This is a genomic window from Edwardsiella sp. A.80236 (assembly GCF_044540725.1).
GTDB classification, from domain to species: Bacteria; Pseudomonadota; Gammaproteobacteria; order Enterobacterales; family Enterobacteriaceae; genus Edwardsiella; species Edwardsiella tarda.
In genome coordinates, this window is the sequence record NZ_JBIUCY010000001.1 from 126,027 (window position 1) to 144,723 (window position 18,697).

The window sequence follows — 18,697 nt, forward strand, 5'->3', positions numbered from 1 at the left end:
AGAAAGTAAGGGGGTATTTGGCGCGCATGTTACGCACCTTCTAGATAAATGAAAAGGGATTTCAATATGCGACGGCGCCCGTTGCAGGCGCCGTCAGACGGTGGGATTAACGCGTCGTGCCGGCGTTAGGCGCCGCGCGGCACGTCATGTGCGGTATTGGCCGGAGGGGTGCCCTGGAACTTCTCGATCTCCAACTGCGCCATATGGCCACAGTTACCCTGGGCCAGGCGAGAGGAGCCGATATCGAAGGTCAGGCAGTTGACGTTGCCGTTTCGACACAGCGAACCGGGCTTTGCCGGATCGGCCGGATCGAACCAGGCCCCTTCGCTGATACGCACGACCCCGGGGCGGATATCCTGGGTGACGATGGCGCCGACCAGGATCTGACCACGATCGTTCCAGGCGCGTACCAGATCGCCGTCGGCGATGCCACGTGCCTTGGCATCCTGCGGATGGATCAGGATCGCCTCACGATTGGCGACGGCATACTTCTCACGCAGCGGGGTGTTGTCCAGCTGGGAGTGCAGACGGTTGACGGCGTGCGCGGTACTCAGCGAGAGCGGGAAGCGTTGAGCCACCTCGCTTTGATACCACTCATAGGGTGGCATCCAGCTAGGTAATCCCTTGCAGTCGGGGTAGTTCATCGCGGCGATGGTATCCGAGTAGATCTCGATCTTGCCGGACGGTGTCCCGAGTGGGTTGAGCAGCGGGTTGGCGCGGAAATCGGCGTAGCGCACCCACTCCTTGTTGGCCGGCGGGATCGGGAAGCGGATGTAGTTGTTGGACGCCCAGAACATATCGAATGGCGGCAGGGCGACGCGCGCGTTGCGTGCCTGCGCCGCCATGCCATCGTACATTCCTTTCAGCCATTGCTGTTCATCCTTACCCTCGGTGAAGGCCTCCAGGACCCCAAGCTTCTCTGCCAGCCCCGCGAAGATGGCGAAGTCGTTACGTGCCTCGTGTTGCGGTGGAACGCATTGATGCATCGGGAATACATACAGCTGGGAGTAGTCACCGCCCATCTCCAGATCGTTACGTTCATAGCTGGTGGTGGCGGGCAACACGATGTCGGCGTACTTGGCGGTGGCGGTCCAGTAAGGTTCGTTGACCACGATGGTCTCCGGCCGACGCCAGGCTTCGATCAGGTTGTTGGTATTTTGATGGTGGCCGAAGGGGTTGCCCCCGGCGACATACACCATCTTCACATCGGGATAGGTAACCTTGCCGCCGTTAAAGTCGATGGTCTTGCCCGGGTTGGCTAGGCAATCGGCGATGCGTGCCACCGGAATAGGCGTCGGACTGTTCTTCGGCGCATTCCCCGCCGAGATCCCCGACAAGATGCCGCCGCGCGCCGTGGGGCTACCGCCGGAGGAGTAGTGATAGCTAAAGCCGAAGCCACCGCCAGGCAGGCCGATTTGGCCAAGCATGGCGGCCACGGTGACCAGCAGCCAGTGAGGTTGTTCGCCGTGATGCTGGCGCTGGATCCCCCAGCCCGCCATGATCATGGTGCGCTGACGAGCCATGTCTCGTGCCAACTGGCGCAGGGTTTCGGCCTCGACGCCACTGATGGCCGCCGCCCAGGCGGCATCCTTGACGACGCCATCATCCTTACCATTCAGGTAGTCGGCGAAACGATCGAAGCCGACGGTATAGGTGGCGAGGAAGTCGCGATCGTGCAGCTTCTCGCTCATCAGGGTGTGGGCGATACCGAGTAGCATCGCCGCGTCGGTGTAGGGGTGCGGGGCGATCCACTCGGCGTTGAGCTGGGTGGTGCTGGCGCTGCGTACCGGATCGATACTGATGATACGCGTGCCCTTCTTCTTCAACGCCTCGAAGCCGGTCTGGCCGACATGGTCGGGCATATTCCAGCTGTTTTCCAGGGTGATCATGGGGTTACAGCCCCAGAGCACCACCAGCTCGCTGTGCTCGATCACGTTGGGCCAGGCGGTTTGCTGCTCGTAGACCTCCATCGAGCCGACCACGTGGGTCATGATGACCTGCGCCGCGCCGGTCGAGTAGTCACCGGCGTAGCCGAGGAAGCCGCCGCTGAGGTTCATCAGGCGTTGCAACAGGGTACGGCTATTATGCAACATGCCAACGCTCTTCCAGCCATAGGAGCCGGCGTGGATGGATTGCGGGCCATACTGGCGTTGCAGGCGGGTGATCTGGTCGCTGACCAAGGTGAGCGCCTGATCCCAGCTGACGCGAACCCACTCGTCGCAGCCACGTAGCTCGGGATGGCCATTCTGCGGCCCCCCCTCCAGGTAATGCTTACGCACCATCGGGTACTTGATGCGGTTGGCGGCATGGACCTGATAGGGGGCCATGGTGATCAGCTCGTTGGGGTAGGGATCGTCGCTGACCGCTCGTACGCCGACCATCCGATCGTCGCTCACGATGGCCTCGAAGGCCCCCCAGTGGGCGCCGGTCAACGGCCCCTTTTGGGCCGGCTGCAGGGCGGTAAACTGCGGCAACGCCAGGCTGATGGCCTGCGCCAGCGCCGACTTGGGCCACAGTCCGGCCAGTAGCGGTGCGCCGAGCAGGGCGGCGCCACCGGCGAGGAAATGACGGCGTGAGACGCGCAGCGGCGCGGCGGTGGGGGCGGTTTTCTTATTCATCACTTCGTCTCCTCGGCACGATCGGCAGACATATCGCTGGCGTGTTTTTGGACATATTGGGTCAGTAGGCGCAGCTGTTCTTCATTCAACGAGGTGCGTGAGGCCATGCCCTTGACCACCCCGATCCATTGGTTGGCGTTGAACCGATCCAACGCGGTGAGGCCGTGACAGCCGGTGCAGTTGTCGGACATCATCGTGGCGGCATAGCGCCAGATGGGTTGCTCACTGCCGATCAGTTTGGCCTTCGGCAGCCAGACGGCGAGGCTGACGCGATGCCAGATCAATCCCGTCGCCGCATCGGTCTCGCTCGACAGGACTTTCACCTGCTTACGCGCGGCCTCACCCAGCAATGCCGCCAGAATGCGTTTGCCTTGGGCATCGTAGATCACCTGGTTGACGCCATCCTGTTGCCAGCCATTGAGTTCGCCTTGGATCATCTCGCCCTGGCGTTGCAGGACGCGGATGGCGGTCGACGGCATCAGGCTACCATCGTCGTGCGCGCCGCTGTTCGGGCTCAGGAAGAACGGTTGGGTGGCGATGGCGTACAGGGTGTGGGCGCTGGCCGGTGTCTGGGCGGCGGCGGCGGCCAGTTCGTTGGCGCCGGCGGCCGTCAAGGCGCTCATATCCGGCAGAATATGAGCGACACCCTTATGGCAATCGATACAGGTTTCACCTTGCTTGATCGCCACCGGGTGCTGCTGACGTGCTTCCGGGCTCTGATCGATGATATCCATCGCCTGGTAGCTGTGGCAGGAGCGGCAGGTCGCCGAATCGTTGGCCTTCATGGTGTTCCAGACGCTTTGCGCCATGGCCAGCTTGTGGGCCTGGTACTTCTCGGGGGTGTCGATCTTCCCGGTGAGTTCACCATAGACATCCTTCAGCGCCAACACCTTGGTTTTCAGGAAGTCGAGAGGTTGTTGCGGGACGTGGCAGTCGGCGCAGTCGGCGCGGATGCCGGGTTTATTCTGGAAGTGGACACTGCCCTGATATTCGGCCAGCGGTTGTTGCATGGTGTGACAGGAGACGCAGAACTCGGTGCTACTGGTCTTATGTAGCACGGTGAAGCTGGCGGCGACCAGGATGATGCCGAGGATCACGCCCAGCAGCAGTAACCACGGCCAACGCCGATGTCGCCCAGAGGCGGGATAACGATTGCTCATAGAATGGACCTTATTATTATGAGAGAGGGGTAACACTTGCCATAACACGCCGCGTGTAACACGTCGGCGTTACACTTTTTCCTAATTAATCATATTACGATTAGTGCTATCTACTCTGTTGAATTGCGGTCGAAAGATGGGTTTCGTGAGCGGGCAGACGCTTTTTGTATCGGTCATTAACCCACGGATACAGCACGTTCACACCCCGATTACCTCAGGGGAGGAGACGCCAGCGGGGAGGGGGGAGGACGCCGCCGTAGCGGCGTCGGGTGAGATTAAGGGCGGCGGGCGTGGCGCTGAGATAGGCAGTCGATGACGTCACCCAGCGATAGACGCTGATCCTGAAGCAGCACCAGCAGATGGTAGACCAGATCGGAGGCCTCGTTGACCAGCTCGTCGCGGTCCTGCACGGTGGCGGCCAGCGCCGTCTCGACGCCCTCTTCACCGACCTTCTGGGCGATGCGTTTGGTGCCGCTGGCGTAGAGGCGCGCGGTGTAGGAACTTTGCGGATCGGCGTGCTTACGCGCCGCCAGCAACTGCTCTAACTGATAGAGGAAGAGCCATTGCGGGGTGGCGGGGTCGAAACAGCTGTCCGTGCCGAGGTGGCAGGTCGGTCCCTGCGGCTCGGCCAGCACCAGTAACGTATCGCGATCGCAGTCCGGCGTGATGCTGACCACATTCAGCACATGGCCGGAGGTTTCCCCCTTGGTCCACAGGCGCTGCTTGCTGCGCGAATAGAAGGTGACCTTGCCGCTGCGCTCGGTCTGTTCCAACGCCTCCGGCGTCATGTAGCCCAGCATCAGCACTTGGCCGGAAGCGGCATGCTGCACGATGGCCGGCATCATTCCCTCGACCTTATTCCAATCCAGCCGCTCTTTTTGTTGTTGCGAAAGAAAACCTTGAGTCAACACAGTCGAATCTCCACACCGTTGAGCGCCAGATAGCGCTTGAGTTCACCGATTTGAATAATCTGTTTATGGAATACCGAGGCGGCCAGGGCGCCGTCGACATCGGCCTGGTTGAAGGCCTCTAGGAAATGTTGCGCCGTACCCGCGCCGCCGGAGGCGATCAGCGGCACCTGACAGACGGCACGCATCTGTGCCAACTGACGTAGATCGTAGCCGTTGCGTACCCCATCCTGATTCATCATATTGAGGACGATCTCGCCGGCACCCCGGCGTTGTACCTCCTGCACCCAGGCCTCGGTCTGCCAGGTGGTGGCGCGGGTTCGCGTCTCGTCGCCGGTAAATTGGTAGACCTGATAGCTGTCGCTGGTGGTGTCGTGCCAGGTATCGATGCCCACCACCACACACTGTACCCCAAAGCGATCCGCCAGACGTGAGATCAGCGTCGGATCGGCCAGGGCCGGTGAGTTGATGGAGATCTTATCGGCCCCATAGCTCAAGATCTGCCCGGCCTCCTCGACGCTGCGGATGCCGCCGGCGACGCAGAAGGGGATATCGATCACCTCGGCGACACGGGCGACCCAACGCTTATCGACCGTGCGCCCATCGGCGGAGGCGGTGATGTCATAGAACACCAGCTCATCGGCCCCCTCGGCGGCGTAGCGCTGCGCCAGCGGTACGATGTCGCCGATGATCTCGTGATTACGGAACTGAACGCCCTTAACGACCTGGCCGTCGCGTACGTCTAGGCAGGGAATTATGCGTTTTGCCAGCATGCGATAGCCTCCTCGACACTCATTTTTCCTTCCAACAACGCCCGCCCGACGATCACCCCCTGTACGCCGCTACCGCGTAGCGCGGCGATGTCGGCTAATCCGCCGATGCCGCCGGAGGATTGGAACGCCACCTGCGGGTAACGCGTGCAGATCTGGCGATAGAGCGCCACGTTGGCGCCTTGTAGCGTGCCGTCGCAGGCGATGTCGGTACATAACACGTGTTGCAGTCCCAGTGGTAGGAAACGATCGACCATCTGCTCCAGGGTAACGCCGGAGTCCTCCTGCCAACCGCTGACGGCCACCCGTTTCTCGCCGTCCGCGCCGATGCGGACATCCAGCGCCAGCACCAGCCGCTCGGCGCCGAAGCGGGCAAACCAGCGGGCCACCTCGTCGGGCTGACGCACCGCCGTCGAGCCAATCACCACCCGGGCGGCGCCGGCATCGAGCAGTGCCGCCACATCATCGGCGCTGCGCACACCGCCACCGACCTGGACCGGCACGTGCAGCGCCTGTAATAGGCGTGTCAGCATCGCTAGCTGACGCTGTGCCGGATCGCGCGCGCCGCTCAGGTCGACCAGGTGCAGCGCCTGAGCCCCTTGTGCCTGGTAGGCCAGCAAGCGGGTCAGGGCATCCCCCGCATAGTCACGCTGGCGGCCATAGTCCCCTTGATGCAGGCGCACTACGTTGCCATCGATAAAGTCCAACGCCGGAATGATCATGACGGCATCTCCAGAAAGTTTTTCAACAGGCGCGCGCCAGCCTGACCGGAGCGCTCGGGGTGAAACTGTACGCCATAGAAGTTGTCGCGCTGCACCGCCGCGCTGAAGGTATAGCCGTAGTCGCACTGCGCCAGCGTGTTGGCGCACAGTGGGTAGGCGTAGCTATGGACGAAGTAGAAGTAGCTGCCGTCGGGAATCGCGCGGAACAGCGGATTGCCGGCGCGCGAGCTGACCTGATTCCAACCGGTGTGCGGCAGCGGCAGGCCGGTATCGGTCATCTGCGCCACCGCCGTATCGATCAGTCCGAGGCAGGGGACGTCGCCCTCGGCGCTGCGGCTGGCCAGCAACTGCATGCCGAGGCAGATGCCGAGCACCGGCTGGGTACAGGCGCGGATCAACTCGATCAGATCGCGCTGGCGCAGTTGGGCCATGGCCGCTTGGGCGCTACCGACGCCGGGCAGCAGCAGCTTGTCCGCCGCCAGCACCCGGCGTGGATCGCGACTCACCTGCGGGTCATAGCCCAGGCGACGCAGGGCATACGCGACCGAGGCCAGGTTGGCGCAGCCGGTATCCAGGATCACCACGTTACATTTTTCGCCCATCACAGCACTCCTTTCGAGCTGGGTAAGCGGTCATCCTCGATGCGGATGGCTTGGCGCAGGGTACGGCCAAAGGCCTTGAAGAGGCTCTCGACGCGGTGATGGTCGTTCTTACCCTTGGTCTTCAGGTGCAGCGTGATCCCCATCGCGTAGGCGAGCGATTGGAAGAAGTGCTCCACCATCTCGGTGCTGAGATCACCGACACGCTGATGGCTGAACTCCGCCTTGAAGGAGAGGTAGGGGCGTCCGGAGATATCCAGCGCACAGCGCGCCAGACACTCATCCATCGGCAGGACGAAACCGAAACGGGCGATGCCGCGCTTGTCGCCTAAGGCGACACGTAACGCCTCACCCAATGCCAGGCCGCAATCTTCCACCGTGTGGTGATCGTCGATGTGCAGATCGCCCTGCGCCTCGAGGCGCAGACGTAGGCCGCCGTGGGTGGCGATCTGATCCAGCATGTGATCGAAGAAGCCGATACCGGTACGGATATGGTTATCGCCCTGGCGATCCAGCCACACCTCGGCGACGATCGCCGTCTCGCGAGTGACGCGCTCGACCCGAGCATGGCGATCGCGGCGGGTCAGGCGCTCGGCGATCTGCGGCCAGTCGAGGCTAGTGCCCTCCTGTGGGTCGGCGGCGTAACGCAGGCCGTTGATCCCCATGTTATGTGCCAGCTGCAGGTCACTGTCGCGATCGCCGATCACCCATGAGGCCTGGCTATCGAGGATGCCGGGTTGCAGATAGGCGTCGACCAGCCCGGTGGCCGGCTTACGGCAGGCGCACCCGGCTTGCGGCAGATGCGGGCAGATCAGCACCTGATCGAAGACGATGCCCTGTGAGGTGAAGATCTGCATCATCAGATCGTGCGGCGCGTCGAAGTCCGCCTGCGGGAAGCGTTCGCTGCCCAAACCATCCTGGTTGCTGACCATCACTAGGCGGTAACCAGCCTGTTGCAGACGCAGCAGCGCCGGGATAACGCTGGGCATCAGCGCCAGCTTATCCAGTCGGTCGACCTGAAAGTCCTGCGGCGGTTCGACGATCAGGGTGCCGTCGCGATCGATAAAGAGATACTTTTCCATGGTTACTTCCCCTCCTGGCTATAACGACGCAGCACCGTGAGCACCCGCTGATGTTCGGCGTCGCTGCCGATGGTGATACGTAGGCAGTTGGCTAACGCCGGCTGGCGGCTCTGATCGCGCAGAATGATGCCCTGTTGCCACAGGGTCTGGAAAATCTGGGCGGCTTGGTCGCTGCGGAAAATAAGGTAATTCCCCTGAGAAGGATAGACCTCCTGAATACAGTCGCAGCGCAGTAACTGTGCGATCAGCGCCTGACGCTGCGCGACGATGTAGGCCACCCGCTCACGCATGGCGGCGATCCCGGCGGGCGTGGTCGCCTGCGCGGCGATGTCGGCCACCGGCGATGGCAGGGGATAGGGAGCGATCACCTTCTGCAAGAGGGCGATGATTTCGCTGCTGGCGAGGGTAAAGCCACAACGCAGTCCGGCCAGGGCGAAGGCCTTCGAGAGGGTGCGTAACACCACCAGATGGGGATAGTCGGCGAGCCAAGAGACGACGCTGGCCTCGGGGGCGAACTCGATGTAAGCCTCGTCCACCACCACCAGCGCTCGCCCGGCGGTTAGCGCCAGCAGATGACGCAGCGCGTCGGGGTCGAGCAGGTTGCCCGTTGGGTTATTGGGGCTACAGACAAACACCAGTTTGACGCCGTCGAGGGCGGCGGCGATGGCGGGGAGATCCAGCTGCCAGTCGGCATCCAGTGGCACACAGCGCCGCTCGACGTCACAGGTCTCGGCGCTGACGGCATACATGCCGTAGGTAGGCGGGCAGTAGAGCATCGCATCGCACCCCGGCTCGCAGAAGGTACGGATCAGCAGCTCAATCCCCTCGTCGGCGCCCCGGCTGACCAACACCTGCTGGGGTGTCAAACCGGCGTAGTCGGCATAATGCGCGACCAGCTCGGCGGGCTGACACTCGGGGTAACGGTTAAAGGCGGAGCTACGCAGCGGGTAGCTGACCGGCTGCGGGTATTCGTTGGCGTTGAGCCAGACGTCACCCTGGCCGCCGAGGCGACGCGCGGATTGATAAGGGGTCAGGCGCTGAATAGTCTGGCGCGCCAGTGCGCTGATCGGTTTCATGCTTGGCTCTCCCTAATGGCGGCAACCCGTAGGCTGACGGCGTTGCTGTGGGCGTCGAGGCGTTCGGCCTGCGCCATGACTTCGACCGTCGGCGCCAGCGCCAGCAGGCCGGCGGGGCTGAGTTGTTGCACGGTCATGCGTTTCTGGAAATCGGCCACGCCCAGGCTGGAGTGGGTGGCGGTGTAGCCATAGGTCGGCAGCACATGGTTGGTGCCCGAGGCGTAATCGCCGACCGACTCCGGCGACCAGTCGCCGAGGAATACCGAGCCGGCGCTAGTGATGCCATCGACCCAGGCGGCGGCGTCGCGCGTCTGGATGATCAAGTGCTCTGGCCCGTAGCGATTGCTGATCGCCACGCAGTCGGCCAGCGAGTCGGTCACGATCAGTCGGCTCTGCGCCAGGGCTTGGCGCGCGATGGCCGCACGCGGCAAGCGCGCCAACTGTGCCTCGACTTGCTCGGCGACCTGCTGCGCTAACCCGGTATCCGGGGTCAGTAGGATCACCTGCGAGTCGGGGCCGTGCTCTGCCTGAGAGAGCAGATCGGCGGCGATAAAGGCCGGATTGGCGTATTCATCGGCGATCACCAAGACCTCGGAGGGACCGGCCGGCATGTCGATGGCGGGGCCCTGTACCTGCTGGCTGACCTGGCGCTTGGCCTCGGTGACGTAGGCGTTCCCCGGGCCGAAGATCTTGTCGACGCGTGGAATCGACTCGCTGCCGTAAGCCATGGCGGCGATCGCCTGGGCACCGCCGACCTGGAAGATCTCGTTGATGCCGCACAGGCTGGCGGCATAGAGGATCGCCGGATCGATGGGTGGCGGCGAACAGAGGATCACCCGGCGGCAGGCGGCGACGCGCGCCGGGATACCCAGCATCAGCACCGTGGAGAGCAGCGGGGCGCTGCCGCCGGGGATATACAGGCCGATGGTATCCAAGGGGCGGGTGATCTGACGGCAGATCACCCCCGGCTGGGTCTCAACCTCGATGGCGCGGGGCAGTTGGGCGCGGTGGAAACGGGCGATATTGTCCGCCGCTTGACGCATGGCGCGTTTCAGCGTTTCCGGCAGGGCGTCTGCGGCGGCGTCGCGCGCCTGTGGCGTCACGCACAATTGTTCGGGCGCAACGCGGTCGAACCGTTGGCTGAGGCGGCGCAGGGCGGCGTCACCATCTTGGCGCACTTCTTCGAGGATCGCCGTGACGCTGGCGCCGATCTCGGCGGCGTTGTCGATGGCCGGACGTTGTAACAGGGCCTGCTGTTGTTCGGAGCTACAGGCATTCCATTCGATCAGGGTAGCAAAGCGGCTCATGGTCTCACTCCATCATCTTTTCGATCGGCAACACCAGAATCGAGCTGGCACCCAGGGCTTTGAGCTGTTCCATCGTTTCCCAGAACAGCGTCTCGCTGCTGACCATGTGCATGGCGACACGCTTCTGGTCGCCCGCCAGTGGTAGCAGGGTCGGGCGTTCGGCACCCGGCAACAGCGCCATGATCTGATCCAGGCGATCGCTCGGGGCGTGCAGCATGATGTACTTCGACTCCCGCGCCTGGATCACTCCTTGGATGCGAGTCAACAGGCGTTCGATCAGCGCCTGCTTGGCGGGCGCCATCTCCCCATCACGCTGGATCAGGCAGGCCTTCGAGCGGTAGATCACCTCGACCTCACGCAGGCCGTTGGCCTCCAGCGTGGCGCCGGTAGAGACCAGGTCGCAGATGGCGTCGGCCAGACCGGCGCGCGGAGCCACCTCGACCGAGCCGTTGAGCAGGCAGGACTTGAAAGCGACGCCTTGCTCGTCGAGATAGCGTTTGAGCAGGTGTGGGTAGGAGGTGGCGATGCGGCAGTCTCGCAGGCAACGGACACCGTCGTAAGGGGCATCGAGCGGCATCGCCAGCGACAGGCGGCAGGCGCCGAAGTCGAGGCGGCGCAGTAAGCTGTAACGCGGATCCTCACCCTGGGCGCGACGAGAGAGTAACTCCTCCTCCAGCACGTTTTCTCCGATGATGCCCAGATCGACCACGCCATCCATCACCAGGCCAGGGATATCATCGTCACGCACCCGCAGAATATCGATAGGCATGTTCTCGGCGAAGGCGATCAGGCGTGGTTGATGCAGGTTGATTTTGATCCCGCAGCGGGCCAGGAGTGCCTGAGAGTCTTCGCTCAGACGGCCAGATTTTTGCATGGCGATGCGTAAACGTGTCTTGTCCAACATGATGTTACCCCTTACTTGCCGGCCCGTGTGGCCGGTGCCTGTGAATGATGAACAACAAAAAAGCCCTCGGAAGAAGATCTTCCGAGGGCTTTTTCACATCTTGCGTCTGTCGCCACTGGAAGATCCGTTGACCGTCTTCCAGCACTCATCCGCCTGAAAGAACTAGTCAGGGTGATGATGATGGTGGTGGTTAAACAGTACGCGAGTCAGCATGATGGTGTCCGTATTTCTGGGTGGTGCCCGTAATCAATAATGCATCGCCTTGACGATGCTGCGCAGTATGCGCTCAGTGATTTTTAACCTAAACCAATTCGGTCATGCCTGGCAAGCGCTTTTTTGTTCAGCGGTCAATGACGCGCTGCCCGCCCACCATCAGGGGAGGTGCCGAGGCTGCGTGTCACCTGCGTTGTCGCGAGTAACAATTGTCTAACCGTCGCGGGCAGCGTAGCCTTAACGGAGAATATGCCGACGACGAGACGCGGCGGGGCCGAGATGAGGAGAGGGCAATGAAGCGAGTGGCTATCGTAGGGTTAGGTTGGTTAGGCATGCCGCTGGCGTTATCGCTATTGGCGCGCGGTTATCAGGTGGTGGGCAGTAAGACCACGCCGGATGGGGTCGAGGCGGCGCGCTTGAGCGGCGTGGAGTGTTATCCATTGCTGCTGGCACCGCAACTGGAGTGCGACGAGGAGGATTTGGCGCAGTTGTTACGCGTCGATGCCTTGGTGATCACCTTGCCGGCCAATTGTGGTAACGATGGCGGTATCGCCTATCGTCAGGCGGTGCGTCAGCTGGTGGATAGCGCGTTGGGCTATGGGGTAGCGCGTATCATTTTCCTTAGCTCGACCTCGGTGTATGGCGATGTGGCGGGTGAGGTGAATGAGGATACGCCCCTGTATCCCACGAGTCAGGCCGGCCAGGCACTGGCCGATCTGGAGCGCTGGCTACACGATCTGCCCCATACCTCGGTCGACGTGTTGCGTCTCGCCGGGTTAGTGGGGGAGGGGCGTCATCCGGGGCGCTTCCTGGCGGGGAAAACCGATCTACCGGGCGGTAACGCCGGGGTTAATCTGTTGCATCGGGACGATGCGATCGCGGCGATCCAACTGCTGCTCGAACAGCCGCAGGGGGGGCATATCTATAACCTGTGCGCACCGCATCATCCGGCGCGTCAGCAGTTTTACCCGTCATTGGCCCGCTCCCTCGGCTTGACGCCGCCGCAGTTCCGCACGGCGGAGGATGGGGACGCGGCGGGTAAGTCGGTAGATGGCTCGCGCATTCATCATGAGCTGGGATTTGTCTATCGTTACTCTGATCCTAACGTGATGCCCTATGAATAAGGAGTGAGACGCCGCCGCCCATGATGGCGGCGTTGTTTTTTCTGTTGGTGTTTTTTTGTCTCAGCGAGTAAAAAAGCGCATCGTTTTATGCCGAGTGATGGGGAGATAAATGGCGTAAAATGATATTTTTATTATTTTTATCTGCAAGATGGCTGTTTTATACAAAGTAGCTAACCCATGCCAGGGCAGTAGGGGCGATGAGGAGAAGAACGATGAATTTATGGGATCGTTATGGCGCACCGCAGGCACGGTGCGCCATAAGTATTAGGCCAGAGAGCCCCACATGTCATACTCATCGACATTTTCGATGGTGACGTTGACGATATCGCCCGCTTTAACGTTGCGCTCGCCATTCAGATAGACCACACCGTCGATCTCCGGTGCATCGGCCATGCTGCGCCCGATGGCACCTTCCTCATCCACCTCGTCGATGATCACCGGCAGGGTCAGCCCTACCTTCTCTTGCAGTCGCTCGGCGGAGATCTGCTGCTGCAATTGCATAAAGCGATCATAACGCGCCTGCTTGACTTCATCCGCAACCTGATCGGGCAGGGCGTTGGCCGCCGCGCCTTCGACCGGGCTGTACTGGAAGCAGCCGACGCGGTCCAGACGCGCCTCACGCAGGAAGTCTAACAGCATCTGGAAGTCCTCCTCCGTCTCGCCGGGGAAGCCGACGATAAAGGTGGAACGCAGCGTCAGTTGCGGGCAGATTTCGCGCCAGCGCTTAATGCGCTCCAGGGTGCGCTCGACGGCGCCCGGGCGCTTCATCAGCTTGAGGATGCGCGGGCTGGCGTGTTGCAGCGGGATATCCAGATAAGGGAGCAGTTTACCCGCCGCCATCAGCGGAATGACATCATCCACGTGCGGATAGGGGTAGACGTAGTGCAGACGCACCCAAACGCCCAGCGTCGCCAGCTGTTCGCACAGGCTTAGCATGCTGGTCTTAACCGGCTGGCCGTTCCAGAAGCCGGTACGCTGTTGAATGTCGGCGCCGTAGGCGGAGGTATCTTGCGAGATCACCAGCAACTCTTTGACGCCAGAATCGGCCAGGCGTTTGGCCTCGTCCAACACGGCGCCGATCGGGCGGCTCTCCAGATCGCCACGCAGAGAGGGGATGATGCAGAATGCGCAGCGGTGGTTACACCCTTCGGAGATCTTCAGGTAGGCGAAGTGCTTCGGCGTCAGCTTGACGCCCTGCTCCGGCACCAGGCTGGTAAAGGGGTTGTGCTGCGGCTTGGCGACATATTTGTGTACGTGATGCAGCACCTGTTCATAGCTGTGCGGCCCAGAGATCTCCAGCACCTTGGGATGCACCTCACGGATCTGATTCTCCTTGGCACCCAGGCAACCCGTCACGATGACTTTCCCGTTTTCATTCAACGCCTCGCCGATGGCTTCCAGCGACTCCTGCACCGCGCTGTCGATGAAGCCACAGGTGTTGACGATCACCAGATCGGCGTCTTCATAGGTCGGCACCACCAGATAGCCTTCGGTGCGCAGTTCCGTCAGGATGCGCTCGGAGTCGACCAGGTTCTTTGGGCAGCCGAGTGAGATAAAGCCGATCTTCGGCTGGCGGGATTGATTGCTCATAGCGTAAAAATTCATCGTGTCTGGTTATGATAGGGCAGGGATTTTACAGCGCCCTGCGCTGAATTTGTACCGCTATTTCTCCCGTGTCCGCCGCAGAGGGAATTAGACGAGCGCCGAGCCAGCCTGAGGGGCGTCGGGCTGGCGCAACGCTTGGCGTAGGGCGCTGGGGGTCAGGCCGTAGCGGCGCACGAAGCGGGCGGTGAAACGTGATGGGCTGGCGTAGCCGCTCTGGCCGGCGATATCGCCGATCGGGGCGTTGCCCGACTGGATCGCCAGCAACGCCTGGCCAAGGCGTACCTCATCGAGAATATCGCGAAAGCTTTTGCCTTCGGCGCTCAGGCGGCGGCGCAGGGTCGATTCGGCCATATGCAGGCGCTGGGCGACCTCCCCGGCCTGCCAGGCATGGGCCGGGTCGAGCAGTAACAACTGCTGGATCTGCTCTGTCAGGCGGTCGTGGCGCTCATGCAGCAGCAGCGCGCTGTGGCCGCTCGGCTGGAGCGCCAACAGTAGCCCTTCGGCCAGATGATTGAGCAGCGTGGGCGCCAGCGGCAGACGTAATCCCTGTAACAGTTGCTGCCACAGTAGCGTCAGCGTCGGCGTCATCGCCAGGCAGCAGGAGCGGGACGCCCCTTCGGGGGGCGTCGGCTGAGGATAACGGCGGCGAAACTGCTGCAACAGCGCCGCCGGTAGGTAGAGCATCTCGGCGCGATAGTAGCCGCCCCCCGGCTGGTTTGCCATGCACACCTCGCTGCCCGCCGGGAACAGCACCAACGATGCCTCCCCGGCAACCTCGCAACGCTCTCCCCACTGAATGGTCTTGCTGCCTTGGCGTATCAGGCAGAGGGCCGGGCTGAACAGGGTGACGCGCCGCAGTTGATGACTCTGGCGGGCGCTGATCTCTTGCAGCGTCGGAACAGGGATGACGGGCTGTGGCATGTCGCGCGCTCTCCGGATCTTAGTGACCGTATACCGGCACCAGTTGGGCGGTCGCCAGTTTGTTGGCGTTCAGCATAAAACCAACCAAGGCACCGCTGGAAGCATTATCGATCGGCAGTTTATCGGTTTTCAGCGCCCACACGGTGAACTGGTAGCGGTGCGGTTTGTCTCCCGCGGGCGGGCAGACGCCACCGAAACCGGCATAACCAAAGTCGTTACGCCCCTGAACCGCGCCGGCGGGTAGGGTGGTGCTGTCCTGTGCTCCGGCCCCGGCCGGCAGATGATGCACGGTGGCCGGAATATTGACGACGGTCCAGTGCCACCAGCCGCTGCCGGTCGGTGCGTCGGGATCATAGGCGGTGATGGCGAAGCTCTTGGTCCCTTGCGGGGCGCCGGACCAGCTCAGCGCCGGGGAGCGGTTGCCGCCTTGGCAGCCGAAACCGGCGAACACCTGCTGATTGCTCATCTGTTGGCCTGGCTGCATATCTGGGCTGCTCAGGGTGAAGTCTTGGGCGTGTACCGGCAGTGAGAGCAGCGCCAGGGCTGCCAGGGAAACGGTGGTCTTAGTCATGGGATAGCTCCTCTGTGATGATGACGATAGCCTACCCGAGCCGGCGGGGGGATGTTGTGCCGAAACGCTCTGAGATTGTGCCGAATCGCTCATCCGATGGTGCCCATATGGGGGGGAATGACCGTTACGGCATAGTGTTCATTGCGGCGGGATGGGGCGCGCGGCGCTTGGTGGAGAGCGGCGGCGCGCTCCTCGGTGCGAATGGATAACCGAGAAAAATGTGCCCCCGCCCACAATCGCGCGTCAAGAAGTGTCTTTACATGGAAAAAATCCTGTTAGCGGCGCTATAACGGCGTGAAATGTCATAAAATTAAGTCATGCTTTCTCGGCAGGATTGTCCGCCGGGTGGTGGCGGGCGGAGTCCCTCCCCCACGATACGGTGTCGCTGCCAACGCTATTCCAGGCGCATTGCTGCGGGCAATGACGCGTTGTTTGATCATTTGAATGGACACATTGGTCTTATCATGAAGAATCGTGCGCTTACTCTCTTTCTCCGCCGGCTAACGCTGGGGGCGGGGCTGACCTTGGTTGCCTTACCGTTACTTGCCGCCGAACCGGCGCCACCGCAGATCAACGCCAAGGCTTATATTCTATTGGATTATGATAGTGGCCGCGTGCTGACGGAGGGCAATGCTGATCAGCGTCTCGACCCGGCCAGCCTGACCAAGATCATGGCCAGCTACGTCATCGGTCAGGCGTTGAAGTCCGGTAAGATCGCCCCCGGTGACATGGTGGTGGTCGGTAAGGATGCCTGGGCGACGGGCAACCCGGTGCTGCGTGGCTCCTCGTTGATGTTTCTCAAGCCAGGCGATCGCGTGCCGGTATCGGAGTTGAACCGTGGCGTGGTGATCCAATCGGGTAACGACGCCAGTATCGCGTTGGCGGATCATGTGGCTGGCAGTCAGGACGCCTTCGTCAACCTGATGAACAAGTATGTGGCGTCCTGGGGGCTGAAGAACACCCACTTCCGCACCGTCCATGGTCTGGACTCCGCAGGGCAGTACAGCTCGGCGCGTGACATGGCGCTGATCAGCCAGCATCTGATCGCCGATGTGCCGGATGAGTACCAGCTGAATAAAGAGAAGGAATTTACCTTCAACAACATCCGCCAGACTAACCGCAACCGTCTGTTGTGGGACACGAGCCTGAACGTCGATGGCGTAAAGACCGGCTTTACCAATGGCGCCGGGCATAACCTGGTGGCCTCGGCCACCGACGGCCCGATGCGCTTAATCTCGGTGGTGCTCGGCGCGCCGAGCGATCGGGTGCGTTTTGAAGAGAGCAAGAAACTGCTGACCTGGGGCTTCCGCTTCTATGAAACCGTGACGCCAATCAAGATCGGCCAACCGTTCACCACCCAGAAGGTATGGTACGGCGAGCGCAGCGAGGTCGCACTCGGGGTCGATAAGAGCGCGGCGGTCACCATCCCGCGCGGGCAGATGAAGGATCTCAAGGCCAGCTATACCCTAACCCAGCCGACGCTGGAGGCGCCGCTGAAGAAGGGGCAGGTGGTCGGCACCATCGACTTCCAGCTCAATGGCAAGAGCATCGAGCAGCGTCCGCTGGTGGTGTTGGAGGCGGTGCCGGAGGCGGGCTTCTTTGGCCGCATCATCGACTTTATTATGCTGAAGCTGCATAGCCTGTTCGGCGGCTGGTTCGGCTAAATACGCCTGTCGCGCCGAATGCCTGCAAAAAAATGCCCGGCCAATGCCGGGCATTTTATGTTTAGCGCAACCTTAGCCGCAGGAGAGCACCTTCAGCGCCAGGCCACCGCGCGAGGTTTCGCGGTACTTGGCGTTCATGTCCTTACCGGTTTCGTACATGGTCTCAATGACCTTATCCAGGCAGACGCGCGGTTCGCTGGTACGACGCAGGGCCATACGCGCCGCGTTCACGGCCTTGACGGCGGCGATGGCGTTACGTTCGATGCACGGCACCTGAACCTGGCCCGCCACCGGGTCACAGGTCAGACCCAGGTTATGTTCCATCGCGATCTCTGCCGCCATGCAGACCTGTGCCGGGCTACCGCCCAGCAGTTCGGCCAGACCGGCCGCCGCCATGGAGCAGGCGACGCCGACTTCACCCTGGCAGCCCACTTCGGCGCCAGAGATGGAGGCATTCATCTTATACAGCGTACCGATGACCCCAGAGGCCAGGAAGTAGCGGGTATAGGAGTTGGCGTTAACTTCACGGATAAACTTGTCGTAGTAGGCCAAGACCGCCGGAATGATCCCGCAGGCGCCGTTGGTCGGTGCCGTGACGACACGGCCGCCAGCGGCGTTCTCTTCGTTGACCGCGAAGGCGAACATGTTGATCCAATCGACCACCGCCATCGGATCGATGCTGATCTTGTCGTTGGTGACCAGCATGCGGCGCAACGCGGAAGCGCGACGCGGCACGCGCAGCGGCCCCGGCAATACGCCTTCGGTGTTCATCCCACGCTCGATACCGGTACGCATGACATCCCAGACTCGGGCGAAATGCGCGTCGATCTCTTCTTTGCTGTGCAACGCCAGCTCATTTTGCATCACCAGGCCGGAGAGCGAGAGGCCGGACTCTTTGCACAGACGCTGTAGATCGGCGGCGCTGGCGTAAGGGTAGGGGACGGAAACCTGCTGGCTGCCCTGCTGACCGAAGTGCTCCTCGTCGACGATGAAGCCGCCGCCGATGGAGTAGTAGGTCTTGCTGTAGATCGCCTGATCGCCGGCCAGCGCGGTGATGCGCATGCCGTTCTCGTGCAGGGAGAGGTTATCCTCGTGGAAGTTCATGCTGGTTTCCAGCGGGAACGCCACTTCGTGGCGACCGTTCGCCATCAGCAGACGACCACGGGTCTCCACATCCTTGATAAAGCCAGGAATGCTGTCGATATCGACGCTATCCGGCAGGTTGCCGGCGAGGCCCATGATGATGGCCAGGTCGGTGTGGTGCCCCTTGCCGGTCAGCGACAGGGAGCCATAAACGTCAACAACGACGCGGGTGACGTCGTTCAGTAGACCCTTTTCGATCAGGTCGTCGCAAAATTGTTTACCGGCCTTCATCGGCCCGACAGTGTGGGAGCTGGATGGGCCAATGCCGATCTTATAGATATCAAAAACACTAATCATATCGCCTCCAATA

The 18,697-nt window shown here is 61.9% G+C and carries 17 protein-coding genes and 1 other annotated feature; of the genes, 2 read left to right on the forward strand and 15 right to left on the reverse strand.

Features of this window, described 5'->3' with window-relative positions:
* Positions 1–125 precede the first annotated feature (125 nt).
* The 11 genes from torA to hisL form a co-directional block, all read right to left on the reverse strand.
* A complete protein-coding gene (torA, locus tag ACEQFP_RS00545) occupies positions 126–2,618 on the reverse strand; it encodes a trimethylamine-N-oxide reductase TorA (RefSeq protein ID WP_109610598.1) in 2,493 nt (830 codons plus the stop codon).
* Positions 2,618–3,778 (reverse strand): NapC/NirT family cytochrome c, encoded by a 1,161-nt coding sequence (locus ACEQFP_RS00550; protein WP_035602443.1) that lies wholly within the window; start codon positions 3,776–3,778, stop codon positions 2,618–2,620. The genes torA and ACEQFP_RS00550 overlap by 1 nt, the downstream gene beginning before the upstream one ends.
* 275 nt (positions 3,779–4,053) lie before the next feature.
* Positions 4,054–4,689 (reverse strand): bifunctional phosphoribosyl-AMP cyclohydrolase/phosphoribosyl-ATP diphosphatase HisIE, encoded by a 636-nt coding sequence (hisIE, locus tag ACEQFP_RS00555; protein ID WP_035596053.1) that lies wholly within the window; start codon positions 4,687–4,689, stop codon positions 4,054–4,056.
* The gene (gene hisF, locus ACEQFP_RS00560; protein ID WP_047059491.1) at positions 4,683–5,459 is read right to left on the reverse strand and encodes an imidazole glycerol phosphate synthase subunit HisF; all 777 of its coding nucleotides are present in this window, start codon (positions 5,457–5,459) and stop codon (positions 4,683–4,685) included. Before hisF ends, hisIE begins: the two co-directional genes overlap by 7 nt.
* Complete coding sequence (hisA, locus tag ACEQFP_RS00565; protein WP_109610596.1) at positions 5,441–6,178, reverse strand: 1-(5-phosphoribosyl)-5-[(5-phosphoribosylamino)methylideneamino]imidazole-4-carboxamide isomerase; 738 nt, start codon at positions 6,176–6,178, stop codon at positions 5,441–5,443. The genes hisF and hisA overlap by 19 nt, the downstream gene beginning before the upstream one ends.
* A complete protein-coding gene (hisH, locus tag ACEQFP_RS00570; RefSeq protein ID WP_370547318.1) occupies positions 6,175–6,780 on the reverse strand; it encodes an imidazole glycerol phosphate synthase subunit HisH in 606 nt (201 codons plus the stop codon). Before hisH ends, hisA begins: the two co-directional genes overlap by 4 nt.
* The gene (gene hisB, locus ACEQFP_RS00575) at positions 6,780–7,859 is read right to left on the reverse strand and encodes a bifunctional histidinol-phosphatase/imidazoleglycerol-phosphate dehydratase HisB (protein WP_370547319.1); all 1,080 of its coding nucleotides are present in this window, start codon (positions 7,857–7,859) and stop codon (positions 6,780–6,782) included. Before hisB ends, hisH begins: the two co-directional genes overlap by 1 nt.
* Positions 7,860–7,861: 2 nt before the next feature.
* Positions 7,862–8,935, reverse strand: coding sequence for a histidinol-phosphate transaminase (hisC, locus tag ACEQFP_RS00580; RefSeq protein ID WP_370547320.1), 1,074 nt, complete (start codon positions 8,933–8,935; stop codon positions 7,862–7,864).
* The gene (gene hisD / locus ACEQFP_RS00585) at positions 8,932–10,242 is read right to left on the reverse strand and encodes a histidinol dehydrogenase (RefSeq protein ID WP_370547321.1); all 1,311 of its coding nucleotides are present in this window, start codon (positions 10,240–10,242) and stop codon (positions 8,932–8,934) included. Before hisD ends, hisC begins: the two co-directional genes overlap by 4 nt.
* A gap of 4 nt (positions 10,243–10,246) precedes the next feature.
* Positions 10,247–11,146 (reverse strand): ATP phosphoribosyltransferase, encoded by a 900-nt coding sequence (gene hisG / locus ACEQFP_RS00590; RefSeq protein ID WP_370547322.1) that lies wholly within the window; start codon positions 11,144–11,146, stop codon positions 10,247–10,249.
* 54 nt (positions 11,147–11,200) lie between these two features.
* Positions 11,201–11,333: a sequence feature (His leader region), on the reverse strand.
* Positions 11,309–11,356: a his operon leader peptide gene (gene hisL / locus ACEQFP_RS00595; RefSeq protein ID WP_106389040.1), complete on the reverse strand. Its 48-nt coding sequence runs from the start codon at positions 11,354–11,356 to the stop codon at positions 11,309–11,311. Its footprint overlaps the feature before it by 25 nt.
* Before the next feature lie 296 nt (positions 11,357–11,652).
* Between hisL and ACEQFP_RS00600 the strand changes: the two genes are divergently transcribed.
* Complete coding sequence (locus tag ACEQFP_RS00600) at positions 11,653–12,483, forward strand: SDR family oxidoreductase (protein WP_370547323.1); 831 nt, start codon at positions 11,653–11,655, stop codon at positions 12,481–12,483.
* 264 nt (positions 12,484–12,747) lie between these two features.
* Here the strand turns inward: ACEQFP_RS00600 and rimO are convergent, their stop codons facing one another.
* From rimO to ACEQFP_RS00615, 3 genes are all read right to left on the reverse strand, one after another.
* Complete coding sequence (gene rimO / locus ACEQFP_RS00605) at positions 12,748–14,073, reverse strand: 30S ribosomal protein S12 methylthiotransferase RimO (RefSeq protein ID WP_005294722.1); 1,326 nt, start codon at positions 14,071–14,073, stop codon at positions 12,748–12,750.
* Between the two features lie 102 nt (positions 14,074–14,175).
* Complete coding sequence (locus ACEQFP_RS00610; RefSeq protein WP_005287861.1) at positions 14,176–15,009, reverse strand: AraC family transcriptional regulator; 834 nt, start codon at positions 15,007–15,009, stop codon at positions 14,176–14,178.
* 19 nt (positions 15,010–15,028) lie between these two features.
* On the reverse strand, positions 15,029–15,580 hold the full coding sequence (locus tag ACEQFP_RS00615; RefSeq protein ID WP_005287858.1) for a kinase inhibitor: 552 nt from the start codon (positions 15,578–15,580) through the stop codon (positions 15,029–15,031).
* A 464-nt stretch (positions 15,581–16,044) separates the two neighbouring features.
* On the opposite strand from ACEQFP_RS00615, the gene ACEQFP_RS00620 reads away from it, so the two are divergent.
* Positions 16,045–17,244, forward strand: a complete 1,200-nt coding sequence (locus ACEQFP_RS00620) for a serine hydrolase (protein ID WP_035596025.1) — start codon at positions 16,045–16,047, stop codon at positions 17,242–17,244.
* A gap of 72 nt (positions 17,245–17,316) precedes the next feature.
* Here ACEQFP_RS00620 and ACEQFP_RS00625 read toward each other — a convergent pair whose 3' ends face one another.
* Positions 17,317–18,684, reverse strand: coding sequence for an L-serine ammonia-lyase (locus ACEQFP_RS00625; protein ID WP_005287847.1), 1,368 nt, complete (start codon positions 18,682–18,684; stop codon positions 17,317–17,319).
* Positions 18,685–18,697: the final 13 nt, after the last annotated feature.